At 46.7% G+C, this 23,238-nt stretch carries 22 protein-coding genes and 1 riboswitch; of the genes, 6 read left to right on the forward strand and 16 right to left on the reverse strand.

Translation table 11 applies throughout. The features are described 5' to 3' along the window. Position 1 precedes the first annotated feature (1 nt). The gene (locus tag Q5L94_RS06260; protein WP_317497595.1) at positions 2–445 is read right to left on the reverse strand and encodes a YaiI/YqxD family protein; all 444 of its coding nucleotides are present in this window, start codon (positions 443–445) and stop codon (positions 2–4) included. Continuing rightward, the gene (locus Q5L94_RS06265) at positions 442–2,115 is read right to left on the reverse strand and encodes a diguanylate cyclase (protein WP_317497596.1); all 1,674 of its coding nucleotides are present in this window, start codon (positions 2,113–2,115) and stop codon (positions 442–444) included. Before Q5L94_RS06265 ends, Q5L94_RS06260 begins: the two co-directional genes overlap by 4 nt. A 149-nt stretch (positions 2,116–2,264) precedes the next feature. Here Q5L94_RS06265 and Q5L94_RS06270 point away from each other — a divergent pair, with 149 nt between their 5' ends. Beyond that, on the forward strand, positions 2,265–2,894 hold the full coding sequence (locus Q5L94_RS06270) for a peroxiredoxin (RefSeq protein WP_317497597.1): 630 nt from the start codon (positions 2,265–2,267) through the stop codon (positions 2,892–2,894). A gap of 5 nt (positions 2,895–2,899) precedes the next feature. Here the strand turns inward: Q5L94_RS06270 and Q5L94_RS06275 are convergent, their stop codons facing one another. Genes Q5L94_RS06275 through hemH form a run of 4 tightly spaced genes read right to left on the reverse strand, consistent with a single transcriptional unit; the run spans position 2,900 to position 7,361 of the window. Next, the gene (locus tag Q5L94_RS06275; RefSeq protein ID WP_317497598.1) at positions 2,900–5,197 is read right to left on the reverse strand and encodes an EAL domain-containing protein; all 2,298 of its coding nucleotides are present in this window, start codon (positions 5,195–5,197) and stop codon (positions 2,900–2,902) included. Between the two features lie 27 nt (positions 5,198–5,224). Continuing rightward, positions 5,225–5,728 (reverse strand): hypothetical protein, encoded by a 504-nt coding sequence (locus Q5L94_RS06280; RefSeq protein WP_317497599.1) that lies wholly within the window; start codon positions 5,726–5,728, stop codon positions 5,225–5,227. A gap of 23 nt (positions 5,729–5,751) precedes the next feature. Next, a complete protein-coding gene (locus Q5L94_RS06285; RefSeq protein ID WP_317497600.1) occupies positions 5,752–6,255 on the reverse strand; it encodes a TIGR02281 family clan AA aspartic protease in 504 nt (167 codons plus the stop codon). A gap of 11 nt (positions 6,256–6,266) precedes the next feature. Then, positions 6,267–7,361 (reverse strand): ferrochelatase, encoded by a 1,095-nt coding sequence (gene hemH, locus Q5L94_RS06290; RefSeq protein ID WP_317497601.1) that lies wholly within the window; start codon positions 7,359–7,361, stop codon positions 6,267–6,269. Between the two features lie 133 nt (positions 7,362–7,494). Between hemH and Q5L94_RS06295 the strand changes: the two genes are divergently transcribed. Together Q5L94_RS06295 and Q5L94_RS06300 are read left to right on the forward strand one after the other, a co-directional pair. Next, positions 7,495–8,079, forward strand: coding sequence for a YqaA family protein (locus Q5L94_RS06295; RefSeq protein WP_317497602.1), 585 nt, complete (start codon positions 7,495–7,497; stop codon positions 8,077–8,079). A 15-nt stretch (positions 8,080–8,094) separates the two neighbouring features. Continuing rightward, positions 8,095–9,129 carry a hemolysin family protein gene (locus tag Q5L94_RS06300; protein WP_317497603.1) on the forward strand — a complete coding sequence of 345 codons (1,035 nt, stop codon included), beginning with the start codon at positions 8,095–8,097 and terminating at the stop codon, positions 9,127–9,129. On the opposite strand, the gene Q5L94_RS06305 is transcribed toward Q5L94_RS06300, so the two are convergent. Next, complete coding sequence (locus tag Q5L94_RS06305) at positions 9,058–9,816, reverse strand: sulfite exporter TauE/SafE family protein (protein WP_317497604.1); 759 nt, start codon at positions 9,814–9,816, stop codon at positions 9,058–9,060. The two genes, Q5L94_RS06300 and Q5L94_RS06305, sit on opposite strands and share 72 nt — an antisense overlap. Before the next feature lie 145 nt (positions 9,817–9,961). Between Q5L94_RS06305 and Q5L94_RS06310 the strand changes: the two genes are divergently transcribed. Further along, entirely contained in the window at positions 9,962–10,885 is a 924-nt protein-coding gene (locus tag Q5L94_RS06310) for a rhodanese-related sulfurtransferase (RefSeq protein ID WP_317497605.1), read from the forward strand. A gap of 146 nt (positions 10,886–11,031) precedes the next feature. After that, positions 11,032–11,508, forward strand: a complete 477-nt coding sequence (locus Q5L94_RS06315) for a Dps family protein (protein WP_011235578.1) — start codon at positions 11,032–11,034, stop codon at positions 11,506–11,508. Between the two features lie 63 nt (positions 11,509–11,571). Here Q5L94_RS06315 and Q5L94_RS06320 read toward each other — a convergent pair whose 3' ends face one another. Further along, the gene (locus tag Q5L94_RS06320; RefSeq protein ID WP_317497606.1) at positions 11,572–14,028 is read right to left on the reverse strand and encodes a TonB-dependent receptor; all 2,457 of its coding nucleotides are present in this window, start codon (positions 14,026–14,028) and stop codon (positions 11,572–11,574) included. Between the two features lie 180 nt (positions 14,029–14,208). Here Q5L94_RS06320 and Q5L94_RS06325 point away from each other — a divergent pair, with 180 nt between their 5' ends. Then, positions 14,209–14,406 (forward strand): DUF3185 family protein, encoded by a 198-nt coding sequence (locus Q5L94_RS06325; protein WP_011235579.1) that lies wholly within the window; start codon positions 14,209–14,211, stop codon positions 14,404–14,406. A gap of 14 nt (positions 14,407–14,420) precedes the next feature. Here Q5L94_RS06325 and Q5L94_RS06330 read toward each other — a convergent pair whose 3' ends face one another. The 8 genes from Q5L94_RS06330 to rho form a co-directional block, all read right to left on the reverse strand. After that, the gene (locus Q5L94_RS06330; RefSeq protein ID WP_317497607.1) at positions 14,421–15,746 is read right to left on the reverse strand and encodes an MFS transporter; all 1,326 of its coding nucleotides are present in this window, start codon (positions 15,744–15,746) and stop codon (positions 14,421–14,423) included. Positions 15,747–15,761: 15 nt separating this feature from the next. Then, positions 15,762–16,505 carry a phosphotransferase gene (locus Q5L94_RS06335; RefSeq protein ID WP_317497608.1) on the reverse strand — a complete coding sequence of 248 codons (744 nt, stop codon included), beginning with the start codon at positions 16,503–16,505 and terminating at the stop codon, positions 15,762–15,764. Further along, a complete protein-coding gene (gene pnuC / locus Q5L94_RS06340; RefSeq protein ID WP_317497609.1) occupies positions 16,502–17,128 on the reverse strand; it encodes a nicotinamide riboside transporter PnuC in 627 nt (208 codons plus the stop codon). Before pnuC ends, Q5L94_RS06335 begins: the two co-directional genes overlap by 4 nt. Then, complete coding sequence (locus tag Q5L94_RS06345) at positions 17,121–17,378, reverse strand: YkoF family thiamine/hydroxymethylpyrimidine-binding protein (protein WP_317497610.1); 258 nt, start codon at positions 17,376–17,378, stop codon at positions 17,121–17,123. The genes pnuC and Q5L94_RS06345 overlap by 8 nt, the downstream gene beginning before the upstream one ends. Before the next feature lie 11 nt (positions 17,379–17,389). Beyond that, on the reverse strand, positions 17,390–19,522 hold the full coding sequence (locus Q5L94_RS06350) for a TonB-dependent receptor (RefSeq protein ID WP_317497611.1): 2,133 nt from the start codon (positions 19,520–19,522) through the stop codon (positions 17,390–17,392). Between the two features lie 53 nt (positions 19,523–19,575). Beyond that, positions 19,576–19,674: riboswitch (TPP riboswitch) on the reverse strand. 50 nt (positions 19,675–19,724) lie between these two features. Beyond that, the gene (gene fre / locus Q5L94_RS06355) at positions 19,725–20,426 is read right to left on the reverse strand and encodes an NAD(P)H-flavin reductase (RefSeq protein WP_317497612.1); all 702 of its coding nucleotides are present in this window, start codon (positions 20,424–20,426) and stop codon (positions 19,725–19,727) included. Then, complete coding sequence (gene ubiD, locus Q5L94_RS06360; protein WP_317497613.1) at positions 20,427–21,899, reverse strand: 4-hydroxy-3-polyprenylbenzoate decarboxylase; 1,473 nt, start codon at positions 21,897–21,899, stop codon at positions 20,427–20,429. Between the two features lie 7 nt (positions 21,900–21,906). Next, positions 21,907–23,175, reverse strand: a complete 1,269-nt coding sequence (gene rho, locus Q5L94_RS06365) for a transcription termination factor Rho (protein WP_011235587.1) — start codon at positions 23,173–23,175, stop codon at positions 21,907–21,909. Between the last annotated feature and the right edge of the window lie 63 nt (positions 23,176–23,238).

Here is a 23,238-nt window from a genome sequence, read left to right on the forward strand (position 1 = left end):
TTCAACTCCCGGCTAATAAACGGTCTAAATGATCCGCAAAATTTTTGCGATCCACATTCGACAACGGCGGTGGACCACCAGATTGGATACCACTACTGCGCATGGTGTCCATAAAATCTCTTATGTTCAGACGCTGGCGAATATTATCGGGGGTGAAGAGCTCCCCCCGGGGGCTTAATGCCTTAGCGCCTTTATCTATCACTTCAGACGCCAGCGGAATGTCACTGGTGATGATTAAGTCGCCTGCTTCACAGCGCCGGACTATTTCATGGTCCGCTACGTCAAAACCGCTGCCTACCTGCACCATATGAATAAATTTAGATTTAGGTGTTTGAATGCGTTGATTAGCCACTAAGTAGAGGTGCAGCTGTTTACGCTGTGCCGCACGAAAAAGAATTTCCCGTATTGCCACAGGGCAGGCATCGGCATCAATAAATAAAATCATGCTTGGGCTTCCGGTTTAAAAACACAAACTCGATTTCTTCCGGTTTGCTTCCCTTTATATAAAGCTTTATCTGCTCGGCGGAGCAAAGTTTCTGCAGATTCATTTTCGAAGTAGGTACTGGTTACTCCCACCGTCACTGTTACCATAATCGATTCGCTTTCTGTTTTAGTTACCAATGCTTGTATTGCCGCTCGTAACGTCTCGGCTAACATCTGAGCATCGTCTTCCGGAGTATCGGGTAAAATTATGGCAAACTCTTCGCCACCTATTCGGGCAAAAACATCGCTGTCGCGTAGCCTACTTTTAACCGTATTTACAATGGACTTTAAAACATCATCGCCAGCTGAGTGGCCGTAATTGTCATTTACGTGCTTAAAGTGGTCGAGATCGAAGCTCAACAAACTTAAAGGCGATTGGTTCCTTTGACTTCTCTTTACTTCTTCTTTCAAGCGAAAATCAAAGTGTCGTCGATTAAATGCGCCAGTTAGAGAGTCGGTTATTGACTGCTGTAGCAGGCTATTTTCCAACTCTTTTTCTTTTGTAATATCTCTCAATGTACCCAGTAATATCACACCGTCTTTTTTAAATTCGGCTAATTCATGTACCCAAATATAATGTCCGTCCGCGTGCTTCATTCTATGCTGGACGTCATGGACACCTGTTTTTCCAGCAATTTTTTCGCTTTCATCAATTAATGCTATGTCATCAGGGTGAACCAGTTCGCGGAATTTTTCTATACTTGGCTTTACATTCTTGTGAGCAAACCCCAATATTTCATATACCATATCCGACCAATATAACTCGCCAGTTTCCTGGTTCATTTCCCAATGTCCAATTCGAGCTATTTTTTGGGCTTGCTTTAAATTAAAACGGCTCTCCTCCAACTCTATTTCAAGCTTTTTTCGTTCCGTGATATCGATGATCATTCCGGTCCAGAGTGTTCCACCGGCAGGTAGCTTAGAGGGCTTTGCATGCCCAAAGACCCAACGTACGTCATTGCCAAATGTAACTCTGTACTCACAAACCCAGGCAGACATATAGCGCTTTGACTCGGAGATAGTTCTAACGACATGGTCTAAATCATCTTTGTGAATGACTTCAAAAACAGGGCTGGCATCTTGCTTCACTTCTTCTGGACGCACTCCATAAACTGAAATCAAGCCCTCGGTGGCAAAAGGAAAACGGCTAGTTCCATCTGCATCCACTTGATATTGATACACAACTCCCGGCAATAGGGTTGAAATGGTTTCAAACTTCTGCTGCAAATGGAGAAGGGGTGTAATATCAATATGAGTTCCAAGCACCCATTCAGGCTTTCCATCATTAGTGCGGGTAATAAGTTTTCCGTAATCCCGCAGCCAAACCCAATGACCTAGCTTATGCTTAGCCCTAATTCGACACTCATAATAGGAGCTAGCTCCGTTAAAGTGTTCTTCCAATAACCGCGTGGACGCCTTTAAATCTTCAGGCTCTGCCAAAGACCGCCACGTTTCAACAGTTAGAGGCTTAAGTTCATCCAGCGTGTACCCTAGCATTTCAGCCCATCGCTCGTTAAAAACTACGGCTCCTGTCTGGACATTCCATTCCCAGGAACCAGCCTGGGTTGCTTCTATCATTATCCGTAACTTTTGAGCTTCGCTCATAGCTTCGAATTGTGTGTGTTCGCTCATAATGTGTTCACTGTCACCACTGTTTCCCCTGACCCTTAGGCCACGTGCCAATACCATATATCTAAACATTCTAAATTAGAAGAAGCTTGTTCTTCGTAAAACTCGAATAAGCACTATAATACTCAGTAACTAAACAGAGGAGGCTTTATATGACATTACGTATTGGCGATACCGCACCAAATTTTACCATCGATACCACACAGGGTTCGATAGATTTTCATGACTGGGCAAAAGGCTCGTGGGTATTTTTCTTTAGTCACCCGGCAGATTATACACCGGTATGCACCACAGAAATGGGCCGCACAGCACAGCTTGCCCCAGAGTTTGAAAAACGCAACGTGAAACCTTTAGGGTTATCGACCGATACCGTAGAGGCTCACAAAGGCTGGATTAATGATGTTAACGACACTCAGAGTACTGTACTTGAGTTCCCTATCGTTGCCGACAAAGATTTAGAAGTAGCGCAGCTTTACGACATGATCCATCCAAACGAAAGTGCCACGGCTACAGTACGCTCTGTTTTTATTATCGATCCGAATCAAAAAGTTCGTTTAATCATGACTTATCCCATGACTGTAGGCCGTAATTTCAATGAGATTTTACGCGTTATTGATGCTCTGCAAACGACTGACCGTGACGAAGTGGCCTGCCCGGCTGACTGGCTGCCAGGAGACTCTGTCATTATTCGCCCGACGGTCAGCGATGAAGACGCAAAAGAGAAGTTTCCACAGGGCTGGAAAACCTTACGCCCGTATTTGCGGCTGACCGATATTAAATAAATCTACTATTCATTTTCAAAAGATTGCTGGCGTTCTGCCCATTGCAGCAGTTCGCCCAGCGGCTTCGGCTTACTGAATAAGAACCCCTGCATAAAGTGGCAGCCATGTTCTACTAAATAAGCACACTCTTCCTCCTTCTCTACACCTTCAGCCACAGTTTCAATGCCTATATCCGCGACCATATTCAAAATTCCGCAGGTAATAGCGGCGTTATGCGAGTTCTCATGAATATTTTCAATAAAGCTGCGATCAATTTTGAGCTTATTCACCGGCAGCATATTCAGATAACGCAAGCTTGCGAAGCCGCTGCCAAAATCATCAATAGCCACGTCTAGTCCCATATCTCGTAACTGTTGAAGTAAGTCAGCAATACGCTGTGTGTCGTTAACTAATACGTTTTCTGTTATTTCGACGGTGATCTCGCCGGGTTTTATATCAAACTTCTCAAGTATCGCTTTCGTTTTACTGACAAAGTCTTCACGATAAAACTGGATAGGCGAAAAATTAACCGAAACAGATTTTATGCCGCACCGCTTCAGCTGTTGCAGGTCGTGACAAGCTTGTTTTAGAACCCATTCGCTTATTGGAATGATTTGCCCTGTGCGCTCAGAAACCGGAATAAAATCGGCAGGGGAAACATAGCCTTTAGTTGGATGTTGCCAGCGAATCAGTGCTTCAGCTCCGGCAACTTTACCTTTGTCGGTCATAATGGGTTGATAAAACAGTTCAAACTGCTCTTGCGCAAGCGCCTCCTGAATTTTGGTGCGCAACGCCACTTTGTAGCCCAAGTCTTCATCAAGGTTGGCTGAATACCAGTAAATCGAGTTCCCTCCGCGCTTTTTCGCTTCGTACATCGCTATGTCGGCCCGTTGGGTAAGCTCCATAGGATGTTTAAACTCAATATCATTTGCTGCTACACCAATTGCTGCGGACAATGAAACTTCAACTTCACCAATGCGAAAGGGCTGTTCAAGTACCGCTAAAACTTCAGCGCATAACGCATTCACTTGCTCAAACGCATTCATATTCTGAATAATGGCAACAAACTCATCACCACCAAAACGGCAAAGTAAGTTGGGTTCCAAAATTACCTGCTGCAGGCGTTGTGCCGTCTCAATTAAAACCTCGTCGCCAAGCTGGTGTCCCAGGCTATCATTTATAGGCTTGAAACCATCTAAATCAATAAAGATGACGAATATTGCCGTTTCGCTCTTAGTTTCCTGTAACTGCTGTAGTCGCTGCTCCATTGCGCTTCGGTTTACTAGGCGCGTTAAGCTGTCGTGAGAGCTAAGAAATTCTAAAGCCTCTTCACGCTGAATTCGTTCAGTAATGTCCTTAGCAATACCATGCACGCCGTTTATCTGGCCATTGGTAATAATAGGAATATTGGTTATTGCTAAGTTATGAAGCTGCCCTGCCTGGTCTTTTGCTTTTATTTCGTAGGACTGTGGAATACCAGCTTTAGCTGCTTCAAAATGCTCTGATGTTCGTTTTCGATCACACTCAGATACTGCCAGTTCGTAATGTTTACCCAGCAGTTCCTCTTCTTTAAGCGATAAAAGCTCACAAACTGCGCGGTTGACACTCGTGAAATTACCATCTGAATCGAGCATAAATACAGCATCAGGGTTGTGAGTAAATAGTGAGCGTTGACTCTGCTCAAAACGAGCTTGCTTCCTTCTTTGCTCTTCCTGCTCAATAATAAGAGCCACCAGATCACGGTTGCGGACAATAACTTCCAGCTCAGGCCCCAGCGGGATCCTGGGTTCTGAAAAATAAACAGCGAAGGTTCCGATGACGTCACTATTAATAATAGAGAAAATAGGATGAGACCAGCACGCGACTAGACCTTGCTGGTCAATTAACGATCTAAATTTACTGAAACGTTCATCCTTTCTCATATCAGCAATGAGTACGGGTTCACCGAGCGATGCCGCTGTACCACAGGCACCAACACCGTCGGCTATAGCTAAGCCATCTAAGGCGCGATTATAGGATTTGGGTAGGGAAATCGAAGCAGCGGTTGATAAGGTTTGTCTTTTTTTATCGGCTACCATAATGGAACACATGGCACCATCAATTTGAGACTCAATAAGCTGGCAGATACCCTGCAAACGCTTTTCAATATCCCGATGCCGGGCTAAAGAATTAAACGCCTCATAATGCGACTGAATTAAATAATTTGTGCCTTGATATCTTTTTTCCGCTCTTTTACCGATCACTACGACAAAAACTGTCGCGGTAATCAGTATAAGGACTATACCTGTTGCCAGAAGGCTAAATTCTAATACGCTACCCTGCATTGATTCGCTGCATATTTATCGCTTGTTTTATTTAACCCGCTGCACTCGCATACGGCGATTTGAACCTTCACGACCAAAGAAAAATGAATTTAATGCGCCGCGTTCAATATAATATGTATCATCGTCATTCCAGGGAAAATAACCACCGCTATCGGTCTGTTTCCACATCTGGCCATTGCTAAGTTCAATACGCCACTTGTCATAAGGCCCCTGTTCTGTCGATGCAACTTCAACCTCAATTCGGTCAAGCTGGCCTTCCTCTTTTTCTTTATGCTCCATACCAAAAGTTCGCTCTAAAGAAGACTTACCACGGTGCCCCGCCTTGGACTTTTGTTTTTCAGCCTGCGTTTTTCCTCTGGCTTTTCCTTCTGCTTGCTTCGACTCACCCTGAGGCTGCTCAGCGATATTGTCATAACATACCAGTCGTTCCAGCGAGTCTTCAATCCCTGCACAGTGCTCTAACGCTTTTTGTTGTGCATTAACACTGCCGGCTACCAACAATAAGGTTGCCCCTAGTAATGTTTTGTACATACATCGTTCCTGTTTTGTTTTATTTAATAACGTAATGTAAGAGTATCGCCTTTTTGCGTTAACTCAAATTCCTTCAACGCACTCATGCCCAAAAGTATGACATCGCCGTCCATTCCGGGAGTGATAGACGCCGCAACATTTGTTAGCTGAATTTCACCTAGTTCTAATCTGTCAATTTCTGTTCTATAAGTTATAACACGTCCGTTCGCTGTTTGAGACATACCTTGGCGGCCTTTACGCAAGCCCAGTTTTTTAGCCAAGTTTTCAGGAACAGCAACCAGTGTCGCTCCGGTATCTAGCAAAAAGGTCACAGGCTGACCATTCACTTTGCCCTGAGCCACATAGTGACCCATACGGTTTTGCTCCAGCACAACGGTGACCTGCCCGTTATCGACGTGGCTTTGCACCTGAGAGTTCGGATTAAACTGTTGCTGCAACTGATCTTCAAAAAACCAGACCAACATAACGAGGGCCAGCCCCCAGGCAATAAACATAAAAGGCTTGCCGAATGAAGTCGTACGCGCCAAGTTAATCTCCTTTAATCATCATAGGGCAAACTTTGCTTTTTTACCTGATCGGCTCGTTGCTGCCGCTGTTCAGTTACTTCTTCAACTGACCAGCCTTGCAAATTATTTTCAATCAGTTGGCTTAACGCATCAATATGCCCGCTCTCAGCATTCAGAGCTGAAATGTATTCGTACCGCTCGCCGCCACTTTCCATAAAGTATTCACGGTTTTCTTCACCAATTTCCTCTACGGTTTCTAAGCAGTCAGAAGAAAACCCCGGGCAAAAGACCTGAACCGACTTTACTCCTTTGCCAGGAAGCGCTTTCATTGTCATATCGGTGTAGGGCTGCAACCATTCTTCGCGGCCAAAACGTGACTGAAACGTCGTCAGGTACTCGTCCTTTCCAAGCCCCAATCGTTCTGCCAGTAAGCGCGATGTTTTGTAGCATTCGCAGTGGTAAGGGTCACCGTTTTTCAGGTAGCGCAATGGAATGCCGTGGTAAGAGAACAGCAACTTATCAGCGCGCCCATGAGCATCCCAGTGTCGTTCGATACGCTGCGCGGCTGCCTCAATAAAAGGTGAAAAATCGTGATAGTGGGTAATAAAACGAAGTTCAGGTAACCAGCGGCGTTTGGTAAAGTCTTTGGCCAGCGCATCAAAGGTTGAAGCCGTAGTCGATGCCGAATATTGCGGATACAAAGGCAATACCAACAGTTTTCGAACGCCTTTTTGCATCATTTTCTCAACGACATCGCCAAGAGCCGGGTTCCCGTAGCGCATGGCAAAATCTACCACAATTTTGTCACCCCAAGTTTGCTTCAGTTTTGCTTCAATAGCCGATGCCTGGTCTTGCGTATGAAATAACAAAGGTGAGCCGCGGTCAGTCCAGACGGTCTTATAAGCCTCGGCTGAGCGCTTAGGTCGAAAGCGCAAAATAACCCCGTTCAAAATTAAGAACCAAAGTAAGCGCGGCACTTCAACCACTCGAGGGTCGGATAAAAACTCTTTTAGATAAGGCTTGAGTGCTTTTTTTGTTGGAGCCTGGGGAGTTCCCAGATTAGTGACCAAGACACCAATTTTGTCCGCTTGACCATGGGAAAAGCCAGGGCTTCCTTGATATTTCATTTTAAGTTACCTTTTAACAACGCGATTAAGTGCAAAATTTACGTAAGTTTTAACGGCTTTGATCCCTATTTGCAAAAAAATCACGCTTCACTCAACCGATGGATGCTATCGAAAACACTATGTTGACGCGCCAATGACAAAAAATTCGAAGACGCAGCAATGGTACCAGAAACTGGCGAGCTCCCCCCATGCATTGATACTCCTATTTTTTCTCTCTGCTCTGGAAGCAACTGTGCTTCCCATAGCCTTAGAGTTAATTTTAATACCGTACATGGTACTCGAGCGCAAACGCATATGGCTGGTTTCGACCGTTGCTTTAGCGGGATTTTTAGCCGGGGCTATTGGTGGTTATTACATTGGCTTTGCCTTATTTGATACCGCTGGAGAATGGTTCATCAACTACCTTTCCCTTCAGGATTATTATAAAGAATTCCAGGAAAATCTGAGCGAAGACGGTTTTCTCGCTATTTTCCTGGTAGGTGTTACTCCTGTTCCTTTCCAGGTGGCCATGCTGGCCGCAGGCGCTGGCGACTACCCGCTCTGGTTATTTCTTTTAGCCGCAGGTGCAGCGCGGGCTTTACGTTATTATGCATTAGCACTTATCGTTTTATGGTTAGGGCCTTATACTGAACGTCTATGGGGTAAATACGCAGGTCCTGTCGGTTGGTCTATCCTCATCGTCGCGGGAACTGTGTTATTACTAATGCAGCTTTTTTAAGTATTTAAGGTACCAATGTTTCTACTCATTCTTTTTGCCATTATCGCTATTGGCGTTTCATTTATTTGCTCAGTTTTAGAAGCCGCTATTCTATCTGTTACGCCCAGTTACGTTGCGCAGCTGAAAGAGACCAAGCCTAAAACCCATAGGCAGTTACGCAAGCTAAAAGACTCTATCGATAAGCCCCTTGCAGCAATATTAACACTCAACACAATAGCCCATACAGCAGGCGCAGCGGGTGTTGGCGCTCAGGTTGGAGTTGTTTTCGGCGACGGCTACCTGGGTGTCGCTTCAGCCCTTATGACTCTGCTTATTCTGGTACTTTCGGAAATCATACCTAAAACGATTGGTGCCAAGTTCTGGCGACCCATTGCACCTTCGCTTCCCCCAATACTTAACTTTATGATTTTATCCCTGAAGCCGTTTATCTGGCTTTCCGATCAAATCACCAAACGTATTGGCAGCGGAGAAGCAGACATTGACGTTCGCTCTGAAATTAAAGCCATGGCTACTATAGGCCACGAGGAAAACGCACTGGATGATGACGAGCGCCGAGTCATTCTAAACATTCTCGACTTACATGAAATTCGGGTACGTGAAGTTATGACCCCCCGTACTGTGTGTGAATCTATTCGACCGGATTTAAGTATGGCGGAAGTCGGTGAAAGAATAAGAGAATTACCTTTTTCCCGATACCCGGTTATTGATAATGACGAGGAGCCACAAGGTATCGTTTTTCGCAGTGACGTCCTTGACGCTGACGAATCAGATACGCTGAAAGACATTGTACGATCAGTTGAGGTAGTTACAGAAACTGTCAGTGTCGAGGCTTTAATGAGTCATCTGCTCAAAGAGCGTCAGCATATGGCATTAGTGTACGACGAACACGGCAGCTGGCTGGGACTCATTACCCTGGAAGATATTATCGAAACCATACTGGGTACCCCCATTATGGATGAAACCGATAACATAGCGAGTTTACGACGTTATGCTCGTCAACGCTGGGACAAACGGCTCAAGCGCGACCCAAATCAAACGCAAAGCCAGTAAGGTAATGATTAAGCGAAACAGTTGGTTAAAGCGCTGGTCAGTAATTTTTTTTAGCCAGTGCAGGCCAACCCAGGTGCCGGCAAAGCCTGCCGCTATCATTGCTAATACCAGCGGTAACCAGTCCCGAAAGACAAATCCAGCCATGCCGAACACCAGCGCTTTGGGCGCGTGTTGCATGGCCATTACAGCGGAAAAAGTCGCGACCGTTTGCATTCGCTGGCTAAATCGAGCTTTTACAAAAGCGGCAACCAGAGGCCCTGAAGCACCAACAAAAAGAGAAATAAAGCCGGTAACCAGGCCACCACCGACCAAGCCAGCCCGACCGCGAAAGCTCTGTGGCAACTTAGGCCCCCAGGTTAGCCACATTAAAAACAATGCGATGGTAACTTGCAGAAAATGTGTCGGAAGCTGAACCAATAATAAGCTGCCAATAAAAGTGCCTAATAAACCAAAAGGCACAAACCAGCCAACGGTTGGCCAATGAATGTGTTTCCAGGCCAACCCGGTTCGGCCCACATTAGACCCCATTTGCACCAGTCCATGTACCGGAATAACCGCACTACCAGGTAACACCAAAGCCATCACACCAATCAGTACCGCGCCTCCGCCTGCGCCGGCCACGGCTGTTAATAACGAGGTTGCGGCTGATAAAAGTACCAGGCCATAAAACAAGGCTTCGTTAATCATGCTTTCTTACTGCTCCCTGAGTCCCTGATTTGCGCTGATCGGGATCAAAACGGTATACTCCGCGCGATTTTTACGCGAATTGCTACGGCGATTTAAATAAAGGCTCCGGATTTACGTTTCGGACCGCTGAAAAAGGTAACATGATATGTATATTTGTGCGGCATTGTATAAATTTGTTGAGTTAAATGACTATAAAGAGCTCCGCGAACCTCTGTATCAAACGCTTATTGCAAACGATGTAAAAGGCACCCTGCTGTTAGCCCGTGAAGGTATTAACGGCACTATTTGCGGTACCCGAGCAGCTATTGACAACGTGTTGAGTTACTTACGTTCCGACGAACGTTTTGCTGACATTGAACACAAAGAATCCCCCAGTGACGAGCAAGCGTTTTACCGGACGAAGGTTAAGCTCAAAAAAGAAATTGTCACTCTGGGTGTCGACTGGGTTGACCCTAAGAGTTCTGTCGGTACTTATGTTGACCCCGAAAAATGGAACGATCTTATTGCCGATCCGGAAGTTTTGGTTATTGATACCCGCAACGAGTACGAATACGCCGTAGGAACCTTTGAAGGTGCCATTAACCCTAAAACCGACACATTTCGCGAGTTCCCCGAATACGTTAAGCAACACCTGGACCCGGAAAAACATAAGAAAGTGGCGATGTTCTGCACCGGCGGTATTCGCTGCGAAAAATCGACTGCTTATTTAAAAGAGCAAGGCTTTGATGAGGTTTACCACTTAAAAGGCGGAATTCTTAAATATCTGGAGATGATGCCGGAAGACAACAGCCGCTGGAATGGTGAATGCTTTGTGTTTGACCAGCGAGTTACGGTTAAGCATGGCCTCGAACAGGGTGACTACGACCAGTGTTATGCTTGCCGCATGCCCATTACCACGGAAGAAATGCAGTCAGAACATTACCAAAAAGGTGTCAGCTGTCCGCATTGCTACGACAAAACCTCGTCCGAACAAAAAGAACGATTTGCTGAGCGTGAGCGTCAAATTCAATTGGCTAAAGCCCGCGGTGAAAAGCACATCCGCGACGGTAAACTTGAAAGCCTGAGTTGATTTAACTCACAGCGACCCCACATTGTTTATGTAAGCATAAGCTGACAGTTATTCAATTTAACTGTCAGCGTTATCGATTTTCATCGCTTTCTTTAACCCTATGATTCAACTATGGTTAGGATATAACGATGATAAAGGAGGGTTTTATGAAACAATTAAGCGTTATTGGTTTAGACCAGAAGAAAGCCGAACAACTCGGCGACAAGCTCAATGAGCTACTTTCAAATTACCAAGTTTTTTACATGAATGTTCGTGGTTTTCACTGGAACATCAAAGGCGAGCGTTTTTTTGAGCTGCACGCTAAGTTCGAAGAAACCTACGACGATTTGCTGCTGAAAATTGATGAGATTGCGGAACGTATTTTAACCTTGGGTCAGCGCCCTCAGCATGCTTACTCGACCTACATCAAGAACAGCGAAATTGAGGAAGTTAAAGACGTACATGACGGTAGAGCCTGTGTAGCTAATATTTTGGATAGCTATCAGACGACCATCCGTCTACAGCGTGAAATTCTCGAAATTTCTGACGAAGCTGGAGATGAAGGTACCAATGCACTGATGAGCGACTACATCAAAGAGCAGGAAAAAACAGCCTGGATGCTGACGTCTTACATGGGCAATTAATTGTCCCGAAAAGTAACGTTGAAAAACGCCCCAGTATTTGGGGCGTTTTTGTGTCAGTAACGATTAGAAAGTGTAATTCAGCCGAGCGTAGTAGTAACCACCATTAATACCGAACGGGAAGGTTTCCCAACCATATTTAAAGCCCGCATCGGAAAAGGGTGATCCAGCACTGCCCCATTCATCCGGGTAAGTATCAAACAGGTTGTTCGCACCTATACGAATATTTAAGTCACTGGTAAAGTCGTAACCAACAGAAAGATCGGTTAACCACTTACCGCCCCACTCATGACGGACCCCAGTAAAAGCCTGACCTTCAACAGCACCAAAGTAATTTAGGGCTAAGTTGACGTTCCACGCGTCACGAGTCCAGTCACCGCTTAATGTGGCTTTCTCACTGGGCTGACCCTCTTCAAGGCGCAGAACTTGAGTGTCGTTAAATATTTGCTCTCCCGGAATTAATGAAGAGACCGAATTCACCTGCTCTACGTCGGTATTCATAAAGCTCATTGCGGCAGTTAAGTTTAAATTGCCATCCATGAACTCAGTCGGGTAAGACACAATCACATCCAGACCCATGGTTTTCGTATCAACAGAGTTAGTGAAGAATTGAGCAGCTCCCAGGTTATTATCTTCCAGAATTTGACCAAACTCTGCACCTACATCAGCCGTCAGTGATTCCGACAACACAATGCGATCATCAATATTGATTTGATAAAAGTCCATGGTCAAATCGAAACCGTTATCGAAGCGCTTAATAAGGCCCAAGCTTACGCTTTCAGACGTTTCTTCTTCTAACTCGTTGATACCAAACTGCCGTGCGACTTCATCATCGTTGGCGATGGTACCGGTTTCAACCAACGTACCATTAACAATATTAGTTGATACCTGGCTGTAATAAATTTGCTGTACGCCCGGAGCTCGAAATCCGGTCGATACCGTACCACGCAAAGAAAAATCACTGTCGATATCATAGCGGGCAGACAGTTTACCGGAAATATTATCACCGGCTATGTCATAATCTTCGTAACGTAAAGCGCCTGCTAACAAGAAGTCCGGTGTTACATAGTATTCCGCATCGACATAAGCGCCATAACTGTCACGATCGGCATCTACCGCCTGACTAGGGCTAAAACCCGGGAAGCCTTGTATTCCAGCTTCTGCAGGATCGCCAGATGGCGTTAAAATTTCAACGCTTGGGTCGTTAGCTCTCCCATAAGCCCAGGATACCGGGTCACCCGGGTTGATTTGATAACCATCGCGGCGCATTTCTAACCCCACCGCGAGATAAAGCAGCTCGTTTGCGATATCGACCGTACCATTAAAATCTAAATTGAATGTCGTCTGCTCAAAGACCAGTTCGCCATCAAAAGCTTCCGTCGGTGTTTCACCATAAATACCGCCGTCCGGGCTAGGCTCGTAGTACCAACTTACGTTCGCTGAGTTTGACGAATTAAAACCAAATTCATTTTTACCGTAAACCACACTGGCATCCCACAGCCAGGCATTAGGCAGGTCACCGCGAATACCAACAGCCAAGGACTGGTCATCCGCCTCGGTCTCTAATTTTGGCAAGAACCCATCGGGGTAAATTGCCTCGATGGTTCTAGGGTGTTCACGCCCCCGAAAAAAGCCAGAAGATCCACCATCGCGAGTTGAAACACCACCGAATGCATATAATTCCTTATTGTTGCCCAAGTTATAGCCAGAGTTAAACCATGCATACAAATTTTCAGAATTTGCGTCACCAATATGAAGGCGAACCACTGGTTCCCCGCCGGGCGAAAGCCAGTCACCTATCAGCGATGCTTCGGCTGGAGATGCCCGGTTCGTCATTCCCCGGTCACGGTACTCCAGAGTGCCGTTAAAATAGCCATTTTTTGACGTAGTACCAAAGTTAACGCCAACCGTATTAACTTCGCCATCGCCCTCGTAAGTTTGACCTATTTCAGCGGAGACACTGCCGCCGTCAGAACTTTTCAGAGTAATATTAATAACCCCGGCAATAGCATCCGAGCCGTATTGAGCTGCGGCTCCGTCGCGCAGGATTTCGACACGTGCGACAGCGGTAATGGGAATGGCGTTGATGTCATAGCCTGCTGAGCCTTTACCAATGGTTTCTTGAACGTTTACAAGAGCTTGTTGATGCCGGCGTTTACCATTGACCAGAACCAAAACCTGATCCGGATTGAGCCCGCGCAGTGTTGCAGGGCGAATTATGTCAGAACCGTCAGAAATGGTGGTGCTGGAAAAGTTAAAAGAAGGCGCACTCATTTGCAGAGCTTTACCGAGTTCGGTCGCTCCTGTATTTACCAGTTGCTCTGCAGAAATAATATCAATTGGCGATGCCGACTCTGTTGCCGTTCTGCCATTGACTCGGGAACCCAGAGTGACAATGCGCTCCATCGATTCATCAGACTCTGCATTAGCATCTGCTTGTTGCGCAAGACCGGTACCCGGAATTGCTAACGCTGCTGACATAGAAATGGCCAAATACCCAAGTTTAAAAGATGCTCTTCTCATAGTTCCGCCTTACTTTTGTTATTTTACTGTTTTAAACACAACCAGCTTATTAACAATTACAGACATTTCATCAGTCTGGAAATATACCAGATGTCATAAATCCTTATTTATAAGGAAACTTGCGGATCTGACAGAGTGCTTTATATTGGTAAGTTGTAAACACAACAAAAGGAAGACTTTATGACTCGTATCGTAGGTATTGTTCTATTAGTTGTTGGCGCTATTTTATTGTATTTCTCGTATGAGGCCTCACAATCAATTGCCTCTAGCGTGTCAGAAATGGCGACAAATGAGCCAACTGACAACACCATTTGGTATTTAATTGGTGGTGTTGCCGCAGTCATTGTTGGTCTTTACGCGGTTATTCGTGGAAAATAACCTGGTAAACGTGGTTAGCCAGACGTATTACCTGATACGTCTGGCAATCTTAAAGCTGTGAAAGTCGCTAGTACGCCAATAGCTCCTAGTACCCATAAAACAGCAGCAACGCCATAAGCAGCATCGACCCACCCCAGTAACAAACCAGCTAAAAGTACAACTCCCATCACTGTATTAGACACCGCGGTAAGTTGCGCCCGATTATCTTGCGTTGCCATATCAACCAGATAGGTTTTCCTGCCAACTCGTGCTCCATGATGCGCAACCGCCGAACTGAATAAAAGTAATGCCGCGATCCACTGCGCGCCCAAGGCTCCCGGTATCCAGTAGTAAAGCGCCAGCGCAACGGATATGACCAGAGTCGACATAACGGAAGCTGCCGCCATCACATGGTGACTGGCAGAATCGGACCAACGACCCCAAAAGCGCCCAGCCAATAAGCCGGCAAGTCCACTCGCAAGCATTAAACTGCCCAGGCTGGTCAGTTCAGACTCACCTTCACGCTGAATTAAAACCACAATATATGGAATAGCAAAAGCGGCGGCGACCAGTAATGCCCGTGAAATGACAAAGTGTCCAAACTGACTATCCTGCCACAGCAAAGACATCGATTTGAGCGCTTCGGTCAGCGCGTTACCGCCACCCTCGGTTGCACCGGCAACCTCAGGAATGCCCGCATAAAGTAAAGCCGCAGCAAACCAAAGCACAACACCGGCCCCCAGTAGCCCAACAAATAGCGAGCGCTGACCTTCCATATCAGGTGCAAATATAATAATCATTGCGCTTAGCAGCGTGAGTAATCCGGCAGCAGAAGCCGCGACACCGGACATTCGCCCACGGCGCGTTTTAGACACCGTTTTGCCGGTCACATCTTTATTCGCGACAGAACAGATGCCCCGCGACAAACTGAATATTGCCAGTAAAACAACCACGGACCAGCCCAGTGCAGATCCATCTAAAGTTGCTACCGCAAACAGCATAGCCAACAACGAGACGGCCTGACCAATACTGCCAGCAACCCAGAACCATTTACGTACCGGTTGCTCTCGTAGCTTTTGAGCAACGAAAAGTTGCGGCAATAAAGCCAGAGACTCCCGTAAAGGCACTAAAGCACTAATAAACATTGCCGGGGCACCTAACGAGCTCAACATCCACGGCAACACAAGGCGCGCACTGACTAAGCTATCACCCAGTTTAGTCAAAGTTAACGATAACAACATCAAAACGAATGAACGCGGTTGCTCTTTACAGGCGGACTCAGGAATATCTTTACAGACGCGAGCGTCTTCGTCTTCAGCTAAGTAGCCGTAAACGCGTTCAGTCAATTTTTTATCAGTCATGGCAATGTGTTCGCTTTAAGAAAAGTGTCGAAATAGATGCTGCCATACTTTATTCAGCCATTCCACAAACTCACACCATTGTGCCAAACGTTGCCGGTCAATTTGATAATGGGCTACTCTTTCGTACTCGGCTATTAACTGAACGGCCACATCGTCACTGAGTTCGTTCACAACAATTGCACTGGCAATATCAAACAAGGGGTGACCAATACCCGCGTATTCCCAGTCAATAACCCGGACAGGCTCAGTCATTAAAATATGATTCATCGATAAATCGTTATGGCATAACACCGGATAACTGAGCCAGTCTTCTAACAAGGGTTGCATCGGTGCCAATTTTTGGCTCATTTGCCCGGCAACTGCCGAATTGACCGAACGCAGCTGTTGCAAATAATGCTCTACCCGCTCAGTCATAGACCAGGCCGGGATATCGACTCGTGTATTGTGGATTTTTGACAGTGTTTCAGCCAGTACGGTGGCTTTACTCAAAGGCGACAGCGTCATTTGCTGTAAAGACGGAGCCTGATAGTAAGGTTGTAAAAGCCAGCCTTGCTCAACATCGTAATCAAAAACGTCGGGGGCAAGAGTCTGCTGCGCCAGCTCTTTTTGTATGGATACTTCAAGTTCACGATCAACCGCGAACACCTGTTCATAGCGCCAACGTTTTAATACATAATCTTCAGTCTTTGTGCGCAACCATAACGTTTGGTTGGACTGCCCTGAAGCCAGCTCCTGTATTTCGCGGGGCCGACGAATCACCCCGCTTCACTCGCAGATTTCAGCGAAATGTCATGACGCCAACGCCACATGGCATAAATTACCAGTATCAGATAAACCACAAACAGCAAGGCAGTGGCAACAAAGCCTTTGCTGGCGTATAAATAAACGTAAACACTGTCTATAACCAGCCAGTACCACCAGGTTTCATACGCTTTTTTGGTAACCAGCCAGGTGGCCAGCAAACTGAATACAGTGGTGTAAGTATCGAGCCATACCGCGTCTGCGTCGGTATAAGTCGAAAGTAAATAAGCAATAGCTGCAGCCAGAGGAACCAGCCACGCCCATTGCAGCAGGTGCCAGCGAAGCGGGTATTTGGCGCCATCAGGACTCTCTTTTGCAGCGCTTTGCTGACGCTGCCATTGCCACCAGCCATAGCCGGCTAACGCAATGTAGATTGTTTGCAGCAAAGACTCCATATACAACTTACCTTGCCAGAACAAGACAGCGTAAATAGTACAGCTAACCGCCGCCGCAGCCCAGCACCACTGGCGCTGATGCGCCGCCAGCACTAAATATCCCAAAGCCATGACTAAAGCCGTCAGCTCCCAAGGGGAGCTGACCATCAACTGCTCAAGCCAGGACTCGAGCAAAGATTCAGACATTATCCGGCCTCAGGTCTTTATTAATAAACTTACAAACCAGAACATTTGAAGGGACATTCTGAAAAAGCAGCTCCATTTCGTCACTCAGAATCCGCATAACATCCTGCATTTCACCAAAAATTTGCGTACTCATGGTATTGGTCAGCACCGTTAGTTCTGAATGCTGATTCAAACGCGAAATGAAGTCTGTAATCGTATCCAGATAATTTTCAGCCAGTGGATACAGTGACATTTCTACTGAGATTTGCATACTTATCCCCTTTAAAACGATTTACTCACAGTGATACCAAAACGACGTGGCTCACCGTATTGAACGTAAGTTTCTTCATTTTCATAACCAGTTCGGGGGTCGTTGGCAAAGTAAAAACCTCGAACCTCGTAGTCTTCATCCGTTAAATTACGCCCCCACACGCTAAAGTGCCAATCCTGGTAATGATAGTTCAGCGCAAGGTGCAGCACTGCCATGCTGTCCGCTTTCTGGTTATGCGAGTCGGAGAAGTAGAACTCGTCTTTCGCATCGGCCTGAATCACCCACTGGAAGTTTTCGCCCAACCAGCCCTCGAAGCCAATATTCAACTGGTAATTAGGCGCTTGCGCTTGCTCCCGCCCGGTCATATCGGTGCCATCTTCAGTGACAAAGCCTTCAATTTCGGTTTGTAACCAACTGGCCGAAGCAAAAATCGCCAACCAGTCCGTAAACTGATTACGAATTTCCGCTTCCAGACCATAGCCTGTGCCTTCAGCGGCGTTCTCAATATAACCAACGAAAGACTTATTGCGATTAACCCAACTCTTTAACTGAACGTCGTCTCGCCAGTGATAGAATGCACTTACTCTCGATGTTAGCAGTCCATCTGCACTCCGCCCTTTTACACCAAACTCGGTACTCCAGAGGACTTCAGGAGAATAGGTTGAGCGGTCTAATAAATAATTTTCTACTTCTTCCAGCTCCTGATCTTTGGCCTTACCTAAAGCTTCGCCGTTAACGCCGCCAGCTTTGTAACCGCGTGCGAGTGTCGCGTACAGATAACTGTCGTTAGACGCCTGGTAACGAACACTGAAATTACCTCCCACCATGGTATCTTCAGGCTCCGCAGTAATACCACGACTGTCGAGGTAGTCGTTGTCATAACGCTCTACCCGCAAGCCAGTGATGGTACTAACGCGGTCACTCCAATGCTGAGTCAACTCACCGTAGATAGCCGCATTTTTACTGTCATAGTCGCTGTTGAAAATACTTGGCTGGCCTAAATCCCAGTTAAAATAGTCGCGCGTCAGTTGTACCGACTTATCGTAATAGTACAAACCTAAAACCCATTCGCTATCAACACCAAACAGATTTTCGGGTTCGTCGGATACCCAGCGAACTTCCGCGGTTTTGTCGTCACGGTCGCGGAGGTACGCGTCAAAAGCCGAGTATTCCCAGCCCGGTGCGATACCTTTATAAGTCCAGTCTTCGTCGTAAGCGTAGCCGGTGTCTGCATCCAGGTAGTTAACAGACATTTCCAGACGGCTATTGTCAAAACCCAGGTAACTGAGCTGCAGGCGCAACGCCTGACTTTCTAAACGATCATAACCCGGCTCGTCGGACAAAGTTTCGCGAGTATTGTCGAGACTAAACGCATCGTAGCCATTGTCGACATCGTTATAATGCAGAACCGTTTGCAGCAGCCAGTCTTTACTGAGCTCGGTATCCAATTTGAAGCGCGCAGTCAGTTCATCTCGCTGTTCCGTGTCGTCGCGTTCAAGGTAGGTGTTTTCAATGTAGCCGTCTTGCTGAAACTGACTGACCGAGAAACGCGCATTACCTAATGCCCCTAGGCTACCGCCCATAGCCAGGCCGCCCATCGCTTCGGAATAGTTGCCTGCTGATAACTGAAACTGGCCATTAAAATCGCTGCTCGGTGCGGTGCTGTCCAGAAGCAATAAACCCGCCATAGCGTTTACACCAAAGCGTCCACTTTGCGGACCGCGAAAAACTTCCACCTGATTAATATCAAACAAAGACGCAGCACTGCCTAAACCACTGTAGTCAATACCATCTATTAGCAAGCCCACAGAAGGAGTGACCGGATCAACAAACTGAGAGCGTTCGCCAATACCACGAATTTGAATAAAGCGAGCGGTAGAAGTACCACCAGAAAAATTCACGTTCGCAAAGCTGTTCAGCGTGTCTTGTAAATGCTGCGAGTGACGCTGTTGCATCGCATCTTCATCAATAATTGAAACACTACTGGTGGTTTCGTTTAAGGTGCGGCGATGAAAGTCACCACTCACTTCAATAATCTCGATGTCTTTTGTATCTTGTGTGTCTTCTGCTGCAAAGGCAAAAGCGGGAACGCTGGATAACGCAGCGGCGATGCTGGCTGCTAAATATGAATTGATTATTTTCATGGATCATTTCCTCAAAACAACAGAGTCAGAAACGATCCGGTAAGGCTGTAATTAGACGGGTTTTCTACCATCCCTACGCCAGTATTAACCGGATCAGGTTTTAAGGGTTCGCTAATGCATCTCAGCCGTTGCCGGCACCCCTTGGTAAAGCGGCGTCAGTATAACGCAGCTTGTTAGTTAAACAAATTTACTTTCAGTGCAATTAAATAAAGGACAGAGCGTCGCCGTAAAGGTTTTCTAACGGTACGTCTTTAGCGACAAAATCGTCGCGAATAACGCGTATCATTTCAAAGCGGCCAGCCATATAAATTTCACATTCAGGCAGACTTTGCTCACGAGCCATAACCGCGTGATGCACCAAACCTATAGAATAAGCCCAGTTATTATCCGCGTCTTCGACGACCGGGTGGTAATCAAAGTGCTCGTACTGGCCTGCTAAGCGTTCCAGTTCGTCATGCAAATACAGATCGCTTAAGCTTTTTGCACCCCAGTAAAGTGTCAGAGGCCGCTCTGGCGACAAACGTAAATGTTGCTGCAAGATAGAATAGGTGTAAGAGAAACCGGTGCCACCAGCAATTAACACTGCCGGCTTAGTGTTTTCCTGACGGTAAAAAGCCACACCATCTGGCGCGTCAATTTCTAATTCCCCATCGGCACGCACTTTATCCAAGACTTCCATTGCATAGCTGTTGTCCGGCGTGGCGCCTATATGAAGTAACCACTCACTTTTTATGGACGGGCACGACGCAATACTAAAAGGCCGCTTATCGCGTTCGCCCATCATCACCATAAGGTACTGGCCTGCTTTAAACTCAACCGGTTGCGGCAGTTGCAAACGCACTTCCCACACAGCATCGGCCAACTGGCGCGAAATTTCAGCTTTACAGGTCATTTGTTGACTCATTCACGACTCCATAATGTTCAGTTCGTCCCACAGCTCGTCAACACGCTGTTTTACCTCGTCGCTCATGACTATTGGCTCGCCCCACTCACGGTCGGTTTCACCCGGCCATTTATTGGTGGCGTCCATTCCCATCTTCGAGCCCAGTCCCGAAACCGGTGAAGCGAAATCGAGATAATCTATAGGCGTATTTTCGACCAGGGTCGTATCGCGTGCCGGATCCATCCGGGTTGTCATAGCCCAGATAACATCTTTCCAGTCACGCGCATTCACGTCGTCGTCGCACACAATTACGAATTTGGTGTACATAAACTGACGTAAGAAAGACCAGACACCCATCATCACGCGCTTCGCATGACCCGGGTACTGCTTCTTCATAGTGACTACGGCCAAACGGTACGAACAGCCTTCCGGTGGCAAATAAAAATCGACAATTTCAGGGAATTGTTTTTGCAGTAACGGAATAAACACTTCATTTAAAGCAACGCCCAGCACGGCAGGTTCGTCCGGTGGACGTCCGGTATAGGTGCTGTGGTAAATCGGATCTTTACGATGGGTAACATGAGTCACGGTAAACACCGGAAACTCATCCACTTCGTTGTAGTAGCCGGTATGATCGCCATAAGGGCCTTCCGGCGCCATTTCGCCCGGCTCTATGTAACCTTCCAGAATAATTTCAGCGTGCGCCGGTACTTGTAAATCATTACTGAGGCACTGTGTTACTTCGGTTTTGCTGTCGCGCAACAATCCGGCAAAGGCGTATTCCGACAAGCTATCGGGCACCGGTGTTACCGCGCCCAAAATAGTTGCAGGATCAGCACCCAAAGCAACTGACACCGGGAACTTTTCGCCCGGATGCTGCTGGCACCAATCCTGGAAATCCAGTGCGCCACCGCGATGCGACAACCAGCGCATAATGAGCTTATTCGGACCCAAGAGTTGCTGGCGATAAATACCTAAGTTCTGGCGTTCTTTATGCGGACCACGAGTGACCGTAAGCCCCCAGGTAACCAACGGTGCAACGTCGCCCGGCCAGCAATGCTGAATCGGCAACTTTGTTAAGTCAACATCATCGCCGCTCATAACCACTTGCTGACATGGCGCCTTTTTAATGCTTTTTGGCGACATGCTCAGCACTTTTTTGTACTTAGGCAGTAAATTCAACGCGTCGCGAAAGCCTTTAGGAGGCTCCGGCTCTTTTAAAAAGGCCAGCAATTTCCCCACATCCCGTAAGGCGGTCACCGACTCCTGACCCATACCTAAAGCCACCCGGTCTGGGGTGCCGAATAAATTAGCTAAAACCGGCATATCATGGCCTTTCACGTTTTCAAACAATAAGGCCGGACCTTGTGCTTTTAACGTACGGTCTGATATTTCAGTAATTTCGAGGTAGGGGTCTATTTCTTGTTGGATGCGTTTCAGTTCACCGCGCTCCTCGAGGAGCGCGATGAAATCACGCAGATCTTGATATTTCATACGCCACTTAACTGTTGCGTTGACGTTTCATCGATTCGAAGAATTCGTCATTGGTTTTGGTCATCTGCAAACGGTCAATCAAAAATTCCATGGCCTCAACTTCGCCCATGGGATGCATGATTTTACGCAGGATCCACATTTTTTGCAGCTCGTCCGGCGTGGTCAGCAACTCTTCACGACGCGTACCTGAACGGTTGAAATCAATTGCAGGGAACACACGGCGTTCGGCCAACTTACGGTTCAGGTGCAGCTCCATGTTGCCGGTACCTTTAAACTCTTCGTAGATGACTTCATCCATTTTCGAGCCGGTATCAATAAGCGCGGTTGCAATAATGGTTAAACTACCACCTTCTTCTACATTACGCGCAGCACCAAAGAAACGCTTAGGTTTGTGCAATGCGTTGGCATCCACACCACCGGTTAAGACTTTTCCGGAGCTTGGAATAACGGTGTTATAAGCACGGGCTAAACGAGTAATGGAGTCGAGCAAAATCACCACGTCTTTCTTATGCTCAACCAGACGTTTGGCTTTTTCGATAACCATTTCCGCTACCTGAACGTGGCGGCTGGCTGGTTCATCAAAGGTGGAAGCAACGACTTCACCATGCACCAGACGGTGCATTTCGGTGACTTCTTCCGGACGCTCATCAATCAATAGTACAATCAGTTCTGCATCGGGATGATTCGCTGCAATAGAAGTCGCTATATTCTGCAGCAATAAGGTTTTACCCGCTTTAGGTGGCGCGACAATAAGACCACGTTGACCTTTACCAATTGGCGCTGATAAATCCAGTACTCGTGCAGTGATATCTTCTTTGCTGCCATTACCGCGCTCTAAATGAAAACGCTCTTCCGCGTGTAGCGGCGTTAAGTTTTCAAATAAGATTTTATTGCGGGAGTTTTCAGGCTTGTCGAAGTTCACTTCACGAATTTTCAGCAGGGCAAAATAACGTTCGCTGTCTTTCGGTGGGCGAATTTTCCCGCCAATTGTGTCACCCGTACGCAGGTTAAAGCGACGAATCTGACTTGGCGAGACGTAGATATCGTCTGGTCCAGCCAGGTAGGACGAGTCGGCTGAACGCAAGAAGCCAAAGCCATCCTGCAAAATTTCCAGCACACCGCCGCCGTGAATGTCTTCACCACTTTTAGCATGCGCTTTTAAAATAGCGAAAATGATGTCTTGCTTGCGCAAGCGGGCCATATTTTCAAGACCCATTGAGTCCGCGAGCTGAACTAGCTCGTTTACGGGTTTATCTTTAAGTTCTGTTAGATTCATAGGAGGGTTTTCGAGTTATCGATTGAACACAAAGCCTTTTTTAATTTGACTCTAGAAAGTAAA

It is taken from the genome of Idiomarina sp. Sol25 (genome assembly GCF_033052775.1).
GTDB lineage: Bacteria > Pseudomonadota > Gammaproteobacteria > Enterobacterales > Alteromonadaceae > Idiomarina.

Excerpts from the sequence above, each read along its gene's own strand:
- Q5L94_RS06260 (WP_317497595.1), bottom strand. The coding sequence starts at position 445 with ATGATTTTATTTATTGATGCCGATGCCTGCCCTGTGGCAATACGGGAA.
- Q5L94_RS06265 (WP_317497596.1), bottom strand. The coding sequence starts at position 2,115 with ATGAGCGAACACACACAATTCGAAGCTATGAGCGAAGCTCAAAAGTTA.
- Q5L94_RS06270 (WP_317497597.1), top strand. The coding sequence starts at position 2,265 with ATGACATTACGTATTGGCGATACCGCACCAAATTTTACCATCGATACC.
- Q5L94_RS06275 (WP_317497598.1), bottom strand. The coding sequence starts at position 5,197 with ATGCAGGGTAGCGTATTAGAATTTAGCCTTCTGGCAACAGGTATAGTC.
- Q5L94_RS06280 (WP_317497599.1), bottom strand. The coding sequence starts at position 5,728 with ATGTACAAAACATTACTAGGGGCAACCTTATTGTTGGTAGCCGGCAGT.
- hemH (WP_317497601.1), bottom strand. The coding sequence starts at position 7,361 with ATGAAATATCAAGGAAGCCCTGGCTTTTCCCATGGTCAAGCGGACAAA.
- Q5L94_RS06295 (WP_317497602.1), top strand. The coding sequence starts at position 7,495 with ATGACAAAAAATTCGAAGACGCAGCAATGGTACCAGAAACTGGCGAGC.
- Q5L94_RS06300 (WP_317497603.1), top strand. The coding sequence starts at position 8,095 with ATGTTTCTACTCATTCTTTTTGCCATTATCGCTATTGGCGTTTCATTT.
- Q5L94_RS06305 (WP_317497604.1), bottom strand. The coding sequence starts at position 9,816 with ATGATTAACGAAGCCTTGTTTTATGGCCTGGTACTTTTATCAGCCGCA.
- Q5L94_RS06310 (WP_317497605.1), top strand. The coding sequence starts at position 9,962 with ATGTATATTTGTGCGGCATTGTATAAATTTGTTGAGTTAAATGACTAT.
- Q5L94_RS06315 (WP_011235578.1), top strand. The coding sequence starts at position 11,032 with ATGAAACAATTAAGCGTTATTGGTTTAGACCAGAAGAAAGCCGAACAA.
- Q5L94_RS06320 (WP_317497606.1), bottom strand. The coding sequence starts at position 14,028 with ATGAGAAGAGCATCTTTTAAACTTGGGTATTTGGCCATTTCTATGTCA.
- Q5L94_RS06325 (WP_011235579.1), top strand. The coding sequence starts at position 14,209 with ATGACTCGTATCGTAGGTATTGTTCTATTAGTTGTTGGCGCTATTTTA.
- Q5L94_RS06330 (WP_317497607.1), bottom strand. The coding sequence starts at position 15,746 with ATGACTGATAAAAAATTGACTGAACGCGTTTACGGCTACTTAGCTGAA.
- pnuC (WP_317497609.1), bottom strand. The coding sequence starts at position 17,128 with ATGTCTGAATCTTTGCTCGAGTCCTGGCTTGAGCAGTTGATGGTCAGC.
- Q5L94_RS06345 (WP_317497610.1), bottom strand. The coding sequence starts at position 17,378 with ATGCAAATCTCAGTAGAAATGTCACTGTATCCACTGGCTGAAAATTAT.
- Q5L94_RS06350 (WP_317497611.1), bottom strand. The coding sequence starts at position 19,522 with ATGAAAATAATCAATTCATATTTAGCAGCCAGCATCGCCGCTGCGTTA.
- fre (WP_317497612.1), bottom strand. The coding sequence starts at position 20,426 with ATGAGTCAACAAATGACCTGTAAAGCTGAAATTTCGCGCCAGTTGGCC.
- ubiD (WP_317497613.1), bottom strand. The coding sequence starts at position 21,899 with ATGAAATATCAAGATCTGCGTGATTTCATCGCGCTCCTCGAGGAGCGC.
- rho (WP_011235587.1), bottom strand. The coding sequence starts at position 23,175 with ATGAATCTAACAGAACTTAAAGATAAACCCGTAAACGAGCTAGTTCAG.